The organism is Clostridium puniceum, assembly GCF_002006345.1.
Taxonomy (GTDB): Bacteria; Bacillota; Clostridia; order Clostridiales; family Clostridiaceae; genus Clostridium; species Clostridium puniceum.
Genome location: NZ_LZZM01000073.1, coordinates 20,171 through 34,335 on the forward strand (window position 1 = coordinate 20,171; position 14,165 = coordinate 34,335).

Annotated in this window: 15 protein-coding genes and 1 pseudogene; 2 read left to right on the plus strand and 14 right to left on the minus strand. The window is 25.2% G+C overall.

Annotated elements, in window-relative coordinates; all coding sequences use genetic code 11:
- Nucleotides 1-31: 31 nt before the first annotated feature.
- From CLPUN_RS05830 to CLPUN_RS05865, 9 genes are all read right to left on the minus strand, one after another.
- Nucleotides 32-469, minus strand: a complete 438-nt coding sequence (locus tag CLPUN_RS05830) for a hypothetical protein (RefSeq protein WP_077846385.1) — start codon at nucleotides 467-469, stop codon at nucleotides 32-34.
- Nucleotides 460-924: a competence type IV pilus minor pilin ComGF gene (locus CLPUN_RS05835; protein ID WP_077846386.1), complete on the minus strand. Its 465-nt coding sequence runs from the start codon at nucleotides 922-924 to the stop codon at nucleotides 460-462. Before CLPUN_RS05835 ends, CLPUN_RS05830 begins: the two co-directional genes overlap by 10 nt.
- Nucleotides 914-1,342 (minus strand): hypothetical protein, encoded by a 429-nt coding sequence (locus CLPUN_RS05840; RefSeq protein WP_077846387.1) that lies wholly within the window; start codon nucleotides 1,340-1,342, stop codon nucleotides 914-916. The genes CLPUN_RS05835 and CLPUN_RS05840 overlap by 11 nt, the downstream gene beginning before the upstream one ends.
- Nucleotides 1,339-1,785, minus strand: coding sequence for a prepilin-type N-terminal cleavage/methylation domain-containing protein (locus CLPUN_RS05845; RefSeq protein ID WP_077846388.1), 447 nt, complete (start codon nucleotides 1,783-1,785; stop codon nucleotides 1,339-1,341). Before CLPUN_RS05845 ends, CLPUN_RS05840 begins: the two co-directional genes overlap by 4 nt.
- Entirely contained in the window at nucleotides 1,785-2,924 is a 1,140-nt protein-coding gene (locus tag CLPUN_RS05850) for a type II secretion system F family protein (protein WP_077846389.1), read from the minus strand. Before CLPUN_RS05850 ends, CLPUN_RS05845 begins: the two co-directional genes overlap by 1 nt.
- Complete coding sequence (locus tag CLPUN_RS05855) at nucleotides 2,917-4,284, minus strand: GspE/PulE family protein (protein ID WP_242954056.1); 1,368 nt, start codon at nucleotides 4,282-4,284, stop codon at nucleotides 2,917-2,919. Before CLPUN_RS05855 ends, CLPUN_RS05850 begins: the two co-directional genes overlap by 8 nt.
- 458 nt (nucleotides 4,285-4,742) lie before the next feature.
- Nucleotides 4,743-4,862, minus strand: coding sequence for a ParB N-terminal domain-containing protein (locus CLPUN_RS29810; RefSeq protein WP_479723532.1), 120 nt, complete (start codon nucleotides 4,860-4,862; stop codon nucleotides 4,743-4,745).
- Between the two features lie 287 nt (nucleotides 4,863-5,149).
- The gene (locus CLPUN_RS05860; RefSeq protein WP_077846390.1) at nucleotides 5,150-5,374 is read right to left on the minus strand and encodes a hypothetical protein; all 225 of its coding nucleotides are present in this window, start codon (nucleotides 5,372-5,374) and stop codon (nucleotides 5,150-5,152) included.
- Between the two features lie 371 nt (nucleotides 5,375-5,745).
- The gene (locus CLPUN_RS05865; protein WP_077846391.1) at nucleotides 5,746-6,039 is read right to left on the minus strand and encodes a hypothetical protein; all 294 of its coding nucleotides are present in this window, start codon (nucleotides 6,037-6,039) and stop codon (nucleotides 5,746-5,748) included.
- Nucleotides 6,040-6,863: 824 nt separating this feature from the next.
- On the opposite strand from CLPUN_RS05865, the gene CLPUN_RS05870 reads away from it, so the two are divergent.
- Nucleotides 6,864-7,232, plus strand: coding sequence for an HsmA family protein (locus CLPUN_RS05870; protein WP_077846392.1), 369 nt, complete (start codon nucleotides 6,864-6,866; stop codon nucleotides 7,230-7,232).
- Nucleotides 7,233-7,372: 140 nt separating this feature from the next.
- Here CLPUN_RS05870 and CLPUN_RS05875 read toward each other — a convergent pair whose 3' ends face one another.
- The 4 genes and pseudogenes from CLPUN_RS05875 to dapF form a co-directional block, all read right to left on the minus strand.
- A complete protein-coding gene (locus tag CLPUN_RS05875; protein ID WP_077846393.1) occupies nucleotides 7,373-8,089 on the minus strand; it encodes a ferric reductase-like transmembrane domain-containing protein in 717 nt (238 codons plus the stop codon).
- A gap of 156 nt (nucleotides 8,090-8,245) precedes the next feature.
- Nucleotides 8,246-8,686, minus strand: a pseudogene (locus CLPUN_RS29555) (GNAT family N-acetyltransferase).
- Nucleotides 8,687-8,756: 70 nt separating this feature from the next.
- Nucleotides 8,757-9,764: a hypothetical protein gene (locus CLPUN_RS05885; protein WP_077846394.1), complete on the minus strand. Its 1,008-nt coding sequence runs from the start codon at nucleotides 9,762-9,764 to the stop codon at nucleotides 8,757-8,759.
- Nucleotides 9,765-9,878: 114 nt separating this feature from the next.
- A complete protein-coding gene (gene dapF, locus CLPUN_RS05890) occupies nucleotides 9,879-10,706 on the minus strand; it encodes a diaminopimelate epimerase (RefSeq protein ID WP_077846395.1) in 828 nt (275 codons plus the stop codon).
- 349 nt (nucleotides 10,707-11,055) lie between these two features.
- On the opposite strand from dapF, the gene CLPUN_RS05895 reads away from it, so the two are divergent.
- On the plus strand, nucleotides 11,056-12,789 hold the full coding sequence (locus CLPUN_RS05895; protein WP_077846396.1) for an Rqc2 family fibronectin-binding protein: 1,734 nt from the start codon (nucleotides 11,056-11,058) through the stop codon (nucleotides 12,787-12,789).
- Between the two features lie 236 nt (nucleotides 12,790-13,025).
- Here CLPUN_RS05895 and CLPUN_RS05900 read toward each other — a convergent pair whose 3' ends face one another.
- Complete coding sequence (locus CLPUN_RS05900) at nucleotides 13,026-13,871, minus strand: MurR/RpiR family transcriptional regulator (protein ID WP_077846397.1); 846 nt, start codon at nucleotides 13,869-13,871, stop codon at nucleotides 13,026-13,028.
- Nucleotides 13,872-14,165: the final 294 nt, after the last annotated feature.

Below are 14,165 nucleotides of genomic sequence, written 5' to 3' on the forward strand. Positions count from 1 at the left end.
TATAAATATCTTTTTACTTTCCGTTTTTAACCTAATTTTGTTCATCATCATCTTGAAATTTATATGTTGGAACTAATATTAATTTTTCATCTCTAAAAAAATATTTTATTTCTCGCGTTCTATTTACTTCATTATCTTTATGAGTTTTCAAAAACAACTTATCTTTAACCTTATAATATTCTAATATATTATCTTCTATATTCTTTTTAAAATCTTCAGAAAATATATTTTCATCCTCTGCATTTTCTTTATTTGCTTTGCTAATAGTTCTATTGATTTCAGTCATAAACTTGCTAAGGATTTCTTCTTCACTTTTATCTAAATCATATCTGTCTTTATCAAAGTTATATAAAGAGGTTATTTCAAGGTTATTTTTCATCATCCTAAACATAAAACATCCTAGCATGCTCATTAAGTACAATATTATCATTGTACTTATTAAAACAGTTCCTTTCTTTTTTAAATACATCTAATAAATTCCTCCCCCTCCTTATCATATATTATTAAATAAACTAACTTTCCTTTTCTCTTAACTTCAAACCTATCTATATCTTTCAGCATAGTATTTATAGCTTCTGTAACATCGAACCTCATATATTTAACAACAATTTTGCCTTCACTAGATTTAATTATCTTGTTTAAATTATTCGATTTATCATCCTTTGAGAAAAGAATAGACTTATCATCTACTATTATTTGTTCAAGATTTCCTTCTGATATAATAGTATCAAAATTTATATAAAAATTTTGATAATCGTTATATTTAATAGTTAATGCTCTTGCTTCTATATATGACTTATACATTGATACATATAAATTTATTCCTTCCACTAAAATTATAGTTGTTAAAAAAATATATACTAAGGATTCAATAATAGTAAATCCTCCGCTTTTCTCTAAATTAAAATATTTCTTAAACTTCATCCATCCACCAGCTTTTAGTAAATTCCTTTTCTATGGTTACTTCATTTTTTTCATTTTTAATATTAGTTTGAATCTTTAATTTTAAACCTAAATTATCTTCCTCAATCTTAGTTATTTCAATATCTTCTCCTTTCTCAAGCTCCTTAACAGATGAATTTAATAATTCCCTTGAAAAATCTTCATTATATTTAAATCCTATTTTCTCATCACTTAACAGTTCTTCTATTTCTTCTTTAGTCAGATTATATTTAAACTCATTTATCAGATTAGATACATCTCTATTAACTTCTTCTAATAAAATTCTTTCCTTCAATATATATATGTTTTGTATGCCTGTGCTTATAATAAAAGTTGTAGTTAAGGTCAAAATCATAATTGAGGCTGCCACTTCAATTAATATGCTTCCTTGCTTCTTCATACAAATTCACCATCTTTAATTACAATTAAATCCACACCGACACCTATTGTTATATCTTGTTTTTCTCTATGATCATCTACAAGTTGTATAGTTGTCCCCTTAGATATTTTCCCATTAGGAGTTATTGGGATACTTATATACCTATCCACTATTGAAATTTCTTTAGGCAAGTTTATAATCTTTTCTATTTTATCTGCTCCCTCTATAAATCTAATTTCATTTTTCCTAGAATCAACAGTAATTTTCCCATATTTATTTTTTTCCCTGCAAACAGCTTTTCCATAAGAAAATAAATTTTGTATTTCATAAACATACGCTGTATTTTTCATATCGTCTGATAAATTACCTCCAAATTTATTTAAGGATGTTCCTATGCTAAATAAAATAGTTAATATAAATATACTTACTACTGTTTCTATTAATGTAAAGCCATCTTTTTTCATTATCTAATTCCACTTTTCAAATTATTAAATAGAGGAAGTACAAATCCCACTAAAAATATGACTATAAAGCCAGCCATTATAACTACAAATATAGGACTAATAAACCCAAGATATTTTTTTATTTCCTCTGATAATTTATATTCTAAACTAGAAGCTAATTCCCTAAATCCCTCTTCTATAGCTCCAGATTCTTCTCTTATTTTAATTATTGCCAAGGTATATTTTGAAAACATTCCACTTTTCTCTAAAGCTTCTGCAAGAGTTCTTCCTCTTAATATATCTATATTTATGGTTCTTATTTTATTTTGTAAATAAACAAAGCTTATACTATCTTCACAATGCTCTAAACCCTTGGAAATATTTATTCCTGCACTTGTTATTATTGAAAAAAATAACACCATAATATACTCAAAAAACAACTTTATTATATGGAGTTTAGCAAACTTTTCCAAATTGATTTTCTTAGAAAAATATTTAAAAACTATTATAAGTATTAATAGCCATGAACTTATTGTTACCATAGTTAGAAAAGGATTCTCTTTTAAATTATTATTTAATTCATATATAAATTTACAGCTTGCAGGCAATTCTATATTCATAGCCTTATAAATTTCGCAAAAGCTCGGTACTATTTTACTAATAAAAAATATACTAAGTATTATCATTGATGAAATTATAAATAATGGATACATACTTGCATTTTTAATTTCTCTTTTTACAAAAGCACACTTATCATAAAAAATATTTAATCCTTTTAATACTGAATATAACTTTCCTGTATTTTCTCCTATAGCTATTATTCCTATAAAAAATTCAGGATATAAGGCTTTAAATTCAGAAAATCCTTCTGATAAACTCTTACCTTGTTTTATAAGCATTAAAACTTTTAATAAACTATCTTTATATGTTTTATTATGCATAATATCTGAAACCAATTCTAATGCTGTAGTTATTTGTATTCCATCTTTATAAAGCTGAGCTAAATTACCTGTAATTAAAGCTAATTGCTCTTCATTTGCTTTAGGTTTAAATAACTGCATTTCTTGTATAGTAGAAAACTTTAATTTCTCAGCCAATTTAATATGTGGGAAATTCAATTTATACTTTTTGTTAATTTGATTTTTTGTTTCACTATACATTCAGTCTTTCTCCTTCAACAAATTCCAAATAGTCACTATTTGATATTTTCCCTTCCATCAATAATTTTTCCAAATCCACTTTCATATTCTTATTTGATAAATAATCACTATCTTCATGTATTTCCTCTATAGTCTTATTATTTTCCCCACATAAAAAATACACTGCACTTACAATTTGTCTTCCTCCATATCCTGAGTAGTTACACTCCTTACATCCACATTTCTTATAAACCATTCTTTTATTAGATGAATTTTCATGATCTACAATTTTGCATTTATTACATAAAATTTTTATTAATCTTTGAGAGATTATTCCTACTAAAGCATCACTTAATAAATATTGTTTTATTCCCATATTCTCTAACCTTATATACACCTCTCTAGCAGATTTACAATGAATTGTACTATATACCTTATGCCCTGTAATTGAAGCACGTACTGCCATAGTTGCCGTTTCTTCATCTCTTATTTCACCTATCATAATAACATCAGGATCTTGACGTAAAATGCTTCGAAGTCCTGTTGAGAAATTTATATTTAATTTATTATTTAAGCTCATTTGATTAATATTCGGAAGAACTATTTCAACTGGATCTTCTAATGTCGTTATGTTCAAAACTTTTGAATCAGTTTCTTTTAATATTGTACAGAGTGTTGTCGTTTTTCCACAACCAGTCGGTCCGCTAATCAGAATCATCCCATTTTTCAATGCTATTATTTTTCTAATAATTTTAACTTGATCATCTGAAAAACCTAAGTCTTCCAGTTTATAATCAAAATTATCACAATATAAAATTCTTATAACTAACTTTTCACCATATACTAAAGGAATAGATGAAACCCTTAAATCATATTTTGTATTATTATGTTCAACGATAATCTTCCCATCTTGAGGTCTTCTTTTTTCTGTTATATCCATGTTAGCTTTTAATTTTATCTTTGATGCAAGTGTTATATATTCACTTGCATCTATTTTATGAACTAAAACTAAAGTACCATTTATCCTATATCTCACATTAACACAATTCTGCTGAGGCTCTAAATGAATATCACTTGCCTTATCCTTTATTGCATTAAATATTAAAACATCTTCTAAACTCTTGTCTTCCATTCCAAAAATTATATTCTTCAAATCTTCATAATTTTTTTCTTCTATTTCTTTAATAACAATATTTTTATTATATATAAAACTTAAGTACTCCTTAGCATCTTCTGTTTCATCATAAGTTAACACAATAACTTCATTTAAATCTTCCTTTATAGGAATAACCTTATACTTTTCACATATTTCTTTTTTTAAATTTTTTGCAGTGTTTAAATCTACATCTTTAATTTCATATTCTCTAATTTTGAACCCCACCTATCTTATTTGAATTTTTCTATATTATGCTATAGCAAACTGATATTCTATCTAGGATTCTTGACTAAAAATTTAATTAATATTCACATTTAACTCTTATACATAAAAATTCTCTGTTTTCATCATTCCTTCATACTTTTCTGCTATCAAAGCTTAATCTATATTAAAATTTTCTATCTGCTTTTCAACATTAAAAGCTTCATATTCCTAAATTTCTTTAAGATTATATTTTATTCTCTAATAGTTTGAATTTAATCAGATTCTGTAAAATCCAGATTATAATCATCAATTTTTAATCATTCCGCTTCTTTTAATAGTTTTTCATAGTTCCAGTTTACAATTAATATAATTTATTATCCTAACTGCTTTAATTCGTTGTTCTATAAAATCATCTGCTTTTATAACTGGAACAATTTCTAATCCTAATTTTACAGATGCTTTATATTTTGCATAACTAGCTATAATAGCATTTCTTTGTCCACTATTATTGGAATCTCAAATCTAAATTCTTTAGTACTATCAGCAACTTTATCTACTGCAGTATCATTATTCCTTGGATTATTTGAATATTGCGACACTTAAAACATATTGCTTTTCCTTTTATAAATTTTATATTTAGCTTCAATCTTTTCTTCTTAGCTTTACTCATGTTAAATCTTCCTTATACATGTTAAATCTCCTTATATTTGAATTTAAAAAATCAGTATCTTACTTTTATTGAACAAAAAAGTGGCTGCACCATGTCCACTTCATAATAACACTTTTGCCTTTCACACTGTTCAAACCATTGATATAACTAGCCTTTAAATTCAAAAAAATTTATAGTTTACATAAAAAGAACTCTATTTCTAGAGTTCTCAAAAAATTACGCTGTAATATCTATATATGCCTTTACTATGTAGATATTTCTACGTTCTACCTTTAATATTTTAACTAAGTTATTTTCCCATATATACTCAATAGCTTTATTAAAACTTTCAGCACTCAATTTTGCATCGTTACTAGATAATATTACTATTGATTTTTTACCAGAATAAATTATTGGTGTTATCTTTATTTTTTCTAATATTATATTTACGTCATTGCTCATATGCTTCACCTCATATAATAATTATATAAAATTTAATACAGCATTACATCTATATGAAAATTAAACAATTAGATATTATCTATTTAGATTATAGATGAATTCCGCTTTTTCCCAAAAGTATTTTTTGTTTTTATTGACTTATAAGCATATTTAAAATCTCCTGTATCGTCTACATATCTCACAAGTATAAACTTAAAATTTCGACTTCACAGGATATTTTATATCAGGTATTAAGTATTAAGAGTATTATACACTCAATATAATATTCGTTCTTGAATATTATTTTCTGACATGAAAATATGAATTTAATTTAATATTATTATGTATTGGAGCTAAAGCCCCTTTTTTAATTTATTTTTTAGTATTTTACATTACTTTGGTTCTATTCCCTTTTGTATATTTTGCAGCAATTCTTTTGCTGATATTTTAAATAAATTACAATACATTTCCATGCCCTTGTAAATAAAATATTGCTTTTCATTAGATTCTGTATATTTACTTGCCTCTTCTAATAAATCAAATATTATATCTAATCCATTTTTTAATGGATCTTCTTCATCCACTTCCACAGGTATGCATTTAATCTTTTCCTTTAAGATTTTCATCTCTTGTAGCAATTCGTCTAATTCCTTATAAGGCATTGTTATTGTTGCACTTTCTAACATCTTACTTCATCCTTTCTCTTTATATAGTGTAAAATCTATTATAATTATCTCCCACTAAAAACAATGCTATACACTTAACTTCATCCTCTAAATACTCTGTAAATGTTTCACTATTAAAATTATAACTGTCAGTATAGCCAGGTTCATTTTCTGTAAAAAATACTCTTCCTTGATCTCTTGTTTCTATAAAAATTTATTAGCTTCATAAGTTAAAATTCTTTCTATTCCAAATAATTCGCATATCAATATCAAATAAAAGTATTCTGCATTACAATCTTATATATATTAATTCTATATTGCAATTATTCTAAATATTACCCATTTACATTAATCCTCTTTTTGTAACTATGAGCTAATATCCATAAGACAAGTCATTCTAACTTTAAGCTTATGAAGCTATCTCTATACTCTTTTTCATTATTTCGTAAAATAATACTACTTTATAGAATATTGCTTCATAATTATCCATGTTACTTTCCCTTCTTTCTTCACGATTTATTAAAATTTCATATAAAAAATATCACAGATTCATTCTAAATAATGAATCTGCGATATTCTATACGATATAAATTGGGCCGTATATAATTTAATGTTGAAAATTTCTAATTAGCCTTAGACGAACTGTTCTCCGTTCAAAATTTGGGGAACCTTCAATTATATATTCATTCCCCAATTTATATTTATTAATATCTACAATTGATTTTTTTCTTCTCTAAATTAATTATTACTTAATTTAAGTTTATAAGAATATTGCAATATGAAATAACTAATAATAGTATTGTTCACAATAAATTTTTACTAAAAGTTATGTTAGGAGAGTCACTATGTTAGTTTATGCAATTATGTCTATTACATTAGCACTTATATTTTATACAATTGGTGTATGGATTGAAAAAATACAAAAAGAATTAAAAATATGGCACCTATTTACATTTTACTTAGGATTAATATTTGATACTTTAGGTACAACTCTTATGAGTAAAATTGCTATGGGAAGTTTTCAATTTAATTTTCATGGTATAACAGGTTTATTAGCTATAATTTTAATGCTTTTTCATGCACTTTGGGCAACAATTGTTTTAATTAAAAATAATGAAAAAACTAAAGCTAATTTTCACAAATTTAGTATCGTCGTGTGGATTATTGGGTTAGTACCTTTTGTTTCAGGTGCAATTTTAGGCATGTCAAAATAAATTTGGATTTATAAATATTCTTCTTAAATTAAAAAATAATAATTTGTTAGTTAACCTACCATATTCAATATTGTAAAATAAAAACACCACAAGTTCATTTATATAAATTTGTGGCATTTACATTTAATCTATCTCTAAATTTAATTACTACTTTGGCTCAATATAAAAGCTTCTTTGGGTTTACTTTCCCTATATTTCAATAATCTTAAACTCATATATCCACCAAAAATTATTGTATATGTACTTAATCTTAGCCAATCTATCTCTTTTTCATTTAAGAGTATTAGTAAGATATGAACATAAGCTAATAAATAAAATAAATATGCCCATCTTTGCAGTCTTTTCCATTGAAGTCCTTTTATTTTACATCTTACCTTTTTTAAGGATGTTATAAATAATGGTATCATTATAATAAATCCGATAATTCCAACAGCTATATAAGAAAAATATAATATTGGGAATGTACCTTCACTTATAATCTTTGGAAGTTTAAGTATTAAAAATCGAGCGAAATATATAATTCCGTGAGGCAGCATAGTAATAGATCCTAGTATTGCTAATTCTGCTCTAATACTTCTCAAATTCTTTGTAATTGTCCACTTTGAATTTAAAGCTCCTGCATACATTACTAATATAAAAAATGATATTGATATTAATCCTCTTATAGAAGTTTTTTCGAGAGTAAGAAGAAATCCCTCAATTTTCATATTAGATGTTATCCTTAAAATTTCATAAATAGATGTAATAATCGCAATAACTCCTGCACTTAAATAATAAATATAGGAATTCTTTTTAATAGATTTTGTAAAAAGTAGTGCTAAAAGTGTTACTAAAACAAATGTACAAATAAAAATCATGTTTCTACTCCTCAAAATATAATTGATAACGAATTTCATTATTATTATATTTTATTATTTTTATTAAGTCAACCTCAATACTCTTCATTTTCAAATTTAACAAAAAATACCACCATTCATTTCTGAATAACGTGGTATTTTTTAACGAATATTTTACTATAACTTAGTCTCTTCTAAACTCCAAGACGTTAAATATTCCTTTTCTTTAGCCTCTTGACTAACATGTTCATTTAAAGCTTTAAAATTATTGTTATAATAAAAATTCACTGCCTTTTCATTTTTTATAAAAACATCTAATATAAGATAGGGATACTTCAATTTACAATACTTCATTAACTTCTTCCCTATACTTTCTCCTTGATATTCCTTCTTTACAAAAAGTCCTGCTATATAACTTCATTCTATAATATCTATAAAACCTTTTATAATATTATCTTCTTCAAATACATAAATGTCATCATCTGGAAATTTTTACTTTACTATTTCAAAATTTTAAATCCAATATTCTTTTTGTATAAAATTATGAGCTTCTAAATTAGTATCAATCCAGATTTTCATTACATTATCTAGATTATTTAAATTAAAATTTTTAATCATGCTCTTCTCCTTAATTTCTATAATTATTAAAAATAAGAGTTATATCCCCTCATCAAGTTCACCTTTTCTATTAACTTCTATAATCTAAAAACACAAAATCTGTTGAATTTTTAGATACTGTGCTTATACTGCCATCTTGTGCATATGTGTAAACTTGTTCTTCATTAGAACTTGCATTATTAGAACCTACAAATAAGATATTTCCATTTTCATCTACTTTAAGTCCCTTTTTTATTTTAACTACAGTAGGAAAATCATAAACTAGTCTTTTTGCTTTATTATTATTTAATTCATACACTGAATTAATATTATCAGAAATTTTGCCAGTAAAATATATCTTTTCTTTATTTATAATTATGTCTGAAAGTTCCTCTATATTATCTGTTAAAAGCTTAACATCCTTTGTTTTCTTATCTATCATGATTAATTCTTTCTTGTTTTCTAATGTTAATTGTAAGAATATTACATTGTCTATAGTTCCTTTTATAAATGCCAAATATCCTTCTTTAATTTTATAAAGCAACTCTTCTGTATTCTCTTTTATATTATATGTGAATAACCCATTCACTCCATCATTACTGACTCCATAATATACTAAAGTATTAACATCATACCAATCATATAAAGTTCCTGATATTGAAACATTAGATTTCATTTCTATTTCTTTCTTTTCATTTATATCAAATATTTTTAACTTAAGTCCATTATCCTCAATAAAATATGATATATATTTTCCATCTTTAGATAATTTAAGCTGGCTATAACCTGAAGCTTTAATTTCAAACTTTTGTCCACTATTAATCGCATAAGCTTTGCTATCTTCAATTGATATATAGTTTGAGCTGCTTTTATCGTAGGCTAAAATAATATTATTTGTTTTAGTCTGCTCATATTTTCCATTTTCATAATTATATAATTTATAAGTTCCTTCTTCACTTTTTAATACAGCCCCCGCATTTAATTTTATTTCCTCTGTCACATCAGGTGGTTTTGGCTTTTTTTCTGAACAACCTAATATAAACAGAGGAAGAACAATGAAAGCTAAAATACTCAAACACTTTCGTTTTAATGATTTCATCTTACTCCCTCTTCTTTAATAATTTTCTATTAAAATTGAATTTTATTTTGCAATTAGAAATATATATAACTTTACTTACTATTTTTAAATTTGTATATAAATTATTTTGTAACATTACAATGAAATTTCTCCTACAAAAGATACCTCTGCTGGTCCTTTCATATATACATCGTCACTTAAAACTTCTATGACTAATTCTCCACCTGGTGCTTTCACAAAAATTTCTTTTTTATTATCTACAAGCCCTAATCTTTTAGCTACAACAACTGCTGCTGAACATCCTGTTCCACAAGCAAGAGTAGCACCTGCTCCTCTTTCCCATGTATTAACTCTTATATGAGTTTCATCTATTATCTTTACAAAATTAATGTTACTTCCTTCTTTAAATAAATCTAACTTTTCTAATTTAGCTCCTTCTTCTATAACTTTATATTCTCTATCTTTTTCAAATATAACTGTATGAGGTACTCCCATTAATACAGTTGTTATACTATAAGTTTTATCATCCACATTAATTTCATGTTCTATAAGTCTTTCTACATTATTCAAAGGTATATGAACTCCATTATAAGATGGTTTTCCCATATATACTCTTACATATTTAACCTTGGCATTTTCTAATATTATTTCAATTTCCTTAATTCCATCTCCAGTTTTAACAGAAAATTTAGTTCCGCTTGCTATTTTATGCTCATAAACATATTTTCCAAAACATCTTATAGCATTTCCACACATATTAGCTCTTGAACCATCTGCATTTATTATTACCATTTCTGCATTAGCTATGTCTGATTTTCTAACAATAACTAATCCATCACCGCCTATTCCAAAATGTCTATCACAAAGCTTTTTTGCGAGTTTACATTCATCTTTAATTTTATAATCAAAATCTTCAATAAATATAAAATCATTTCCTGCCCCTTGCATTTTAAAAAAATTCATTTTTACTTCCCCCTGATTAACAAATTTAATGTTATCTACTGTGCTAAAGATTCAATTATTACTAAAATATAATACACTAAAATAATTATTAGTTTATACGCATACTTTCATATTTTGCTAATAATTGATAATTATATACCTATAATGTTATACTATTCTTAGATTGGCACATTCAAAAAAATAACACGTCAGTATGCTAGTCCATTTTGTATCATACTGCATAGTCATTATTTCACCTAATAGTACGGATATGAGGTATCCATCCTCCTTGTCTGATGCAAAATATACATCGCATATTTGACTCGTTATTTTCTTTCATGAGCCTTACACTAAGAAAGGATGACACAACATGGCATTAGATGGTATCTACTTATATAGTTTAGTCAATGATTTACAAAAATCAATATTAAATTCTAAAATAGATAAAATAAATCAACCTGAAAAAGATGAAATTATTTTAACTATACGAAAAGATCGTAGTAATATAAAACTTTTGATTTCTGCATCTCCTAGATTTGCAAGAATTCATTTAACAAATTCTATTAAACCAAATCCAATAAAGGCTCCTATGTATTTAATGGTTCTAAGAAAATACATATTAGGAGGCAGAATTATAAGCCTTATGCAAAAAGATAATGATAGAATTATGATAATACAAATTGAAAATAGAGATGAATTAGGTTTTGATAGTGTATACTCCCTTATTGTTGAAATTATGGGACGTCACTCGAATATAACCTTAGTTAGAAATCGAGACAACAAAGTCATGGAATCTATAAAACATATTACACCTGATATAAATAGCTTTAGAGTATTATATCCTGGCGTTAATTATGTTTATCCGCCATCATCTACTAAATTAAATCCTATTTCTGCTACTTATGAAGAACTATCTTCTTATATAAGTAAAAATTCTATTATTTTTGATACTAACTTTTATTCTAATTGTTTTACTGGAATAAGTAAATTATTATCTAGCGAATTATATTATAACACTATTGAATCTAATAATTCACCTACAAGACCAGAAATTTATGAAAATTTTAAGAAATTCACAGATAATTTGCAAGAAAATATCTCTTATAATATATATACAAATAAAATAGGCGTATTAAAGGATTTTTATTGCTTAGATCTAAAGACTTTAAAAGATGAATTTTTGAAGATCCCATATAATAATCCTAATACTTTAATGGATGCTTTTTATCAAAAAAAAGATAAACAAGATAGACTACAAAATAAATCTATCGATTTACAAAAGCTTGTTAATACAAATATTGAAAGATGTAATAAAAAAACCCGTATCCTTAAAGAAACTCTTGTAGAATGTGAAGAAAAAGAGTCTTTAAGAATAAAGGGTGATCTTCTAACATCTTATATCTACACTATAAAAAAAGGCGATAAAGAATGTTCTTTATTAAATTTTTATAATGAAGAGAAAGAAGAATACCTAAAAATAACTTTAAATGAAACAAAAACTCCATCTGAAAATGTTCAGTATTATTATAAGAAATATAATAAGCTAAAAACTTCAGAAGAATATGCTAAGGTTCAGCTTGAAAAAAATATTGAAGAAATAGAATATTTAAGTTCTGTACTTATTAATATATTGAATGCTGATAACTATGTTGAAATTGAAGAAATAAAAAATGAATTAATTGAAACTGGATATGTACGATATAGAAAAAATAATAAAAATTCTAAAAAGCAAAAAACTTCAAAGCCTTTGCATTTTGTTTCTAGTGATGGAATTGATATCTATGTTGGAAAAAATAACTTGCAAAATGATTATTTAAGTTTAAAATTCGCAAATAAGAATCATCTTTGGCTTCATGCAAAAGATATTCCAGGTTCACATGTTATTATTTGTGCTTTTGAAATTCCAGATAAAACCCTCGAAGAAGCTGCAATAATTGCTGGCTTTTACAGTAAGGGTAAAGAGTCCTTGAAAATACCTGTTGATTATACAAAAGTAAAAGAATTGAAAAAGCCAAATGGTTCAAAGCCTGGTATGGTAATTTATCATACCAATAAAACTCTAATTATAAATCCAAATGATTTTAATAGTTTATTCAAATCATAATTTTGATATAAAGCTAGTAAAACTATAAAAGGAAATGTGGTTTTACTAGCTTTTTTATTTTCTTCCTTAGAGATTTCCTTTAATTGTGGTGATAGAATGTTATTAATAATGTATATTAAATAACTTAGATTTTAAGGATTAAATTTCCTATAAAATTCTCGTTTAATGAATATAATAAATAGAGATATGAGCTTTAATCATGAAAACTTAAGCTTATACCTCTATTGCATTGTAAATTAAATAAATAAGTCAAATTTTTTCCAAGCCTCTTCTAATAATTCTACATTAATGTTAAAGAAATCTTTCTTTTCTTTTTCAATATATACAATTAAAACATTAATTAAACTTAACGGCGCTGCAAAGGATTCTATAAATGCTGAACTTTTACTTACAGCTGTTAAGGTTACATCTGAATATGGCACAAGTGGTGATAACATGTTATCTGTAATTGATATAGTTGTAGCACCTTTTTTCTTTAAATGTGTAAAAATTTCTACGGTACTTCTAGCATATTTCTCAAAGCTAATACCTATAATTACATCTTCTTCAGTAAATTCATTAATTTGTTTTGGTATTTGCTCTATATTTTCAATTAAATGAACATTATTAAACATTAAATCAAGATAATATTTAAGGAATGTTCCGAGTGCAGACGAACTTCTTCTTGCAACTATATATACTCTTTTCGCATTTAATAATAAACTAACAGCTTTTTTTAATTCATCTAAATTTAATTCCTCCATAGTCAATTTAATATTATTTAAATCTTCTGAAAATACTTCGTAAATATCTCTTTCTTCACCACAGCTTTTTTCAGAATCTATTTTTATACGTTCAATATTATTTACTTGCTGCTTAATAGATTCTTGAGTATCCTTTAAAAATTCTGGATAACCCTTATATCCTAGAAAGATTACAAATCTAGTAACAGTTGCAATGCTAACTCCAGATAAATTAGCTAATTTTTCTACAGTTAGAAAAGGTGTGCTATTTAGATGTGATAGAATATATTTTGCTATTTTTTCTTGCGCCTTACTCATATTAGGCATTTTTTCTGCCATTTTTTGATATACTTCTGTCATTATTTGAACTCCTTCCCTTTTACAATATTTAAAATTTTTACCAAACTTGTCATATTATTTGCACTATATTATTAAAAACAAATTTTAATTTAACTATTTATTTAAGCCAAAAAAGGTGCTAACAACTTTATCAGATTGTTAGCACCTTTGCCATCAACATCTATTTACGTACATTTTATCATGTGAAAAAAACATTGTAAATATCTTTTCATATTTCTATTTATTTACTTCAATTAATTAATTTTCTAGCTAATAATCTTTAATTAATTAACTTAGAGTTTAATATTCTTTAAT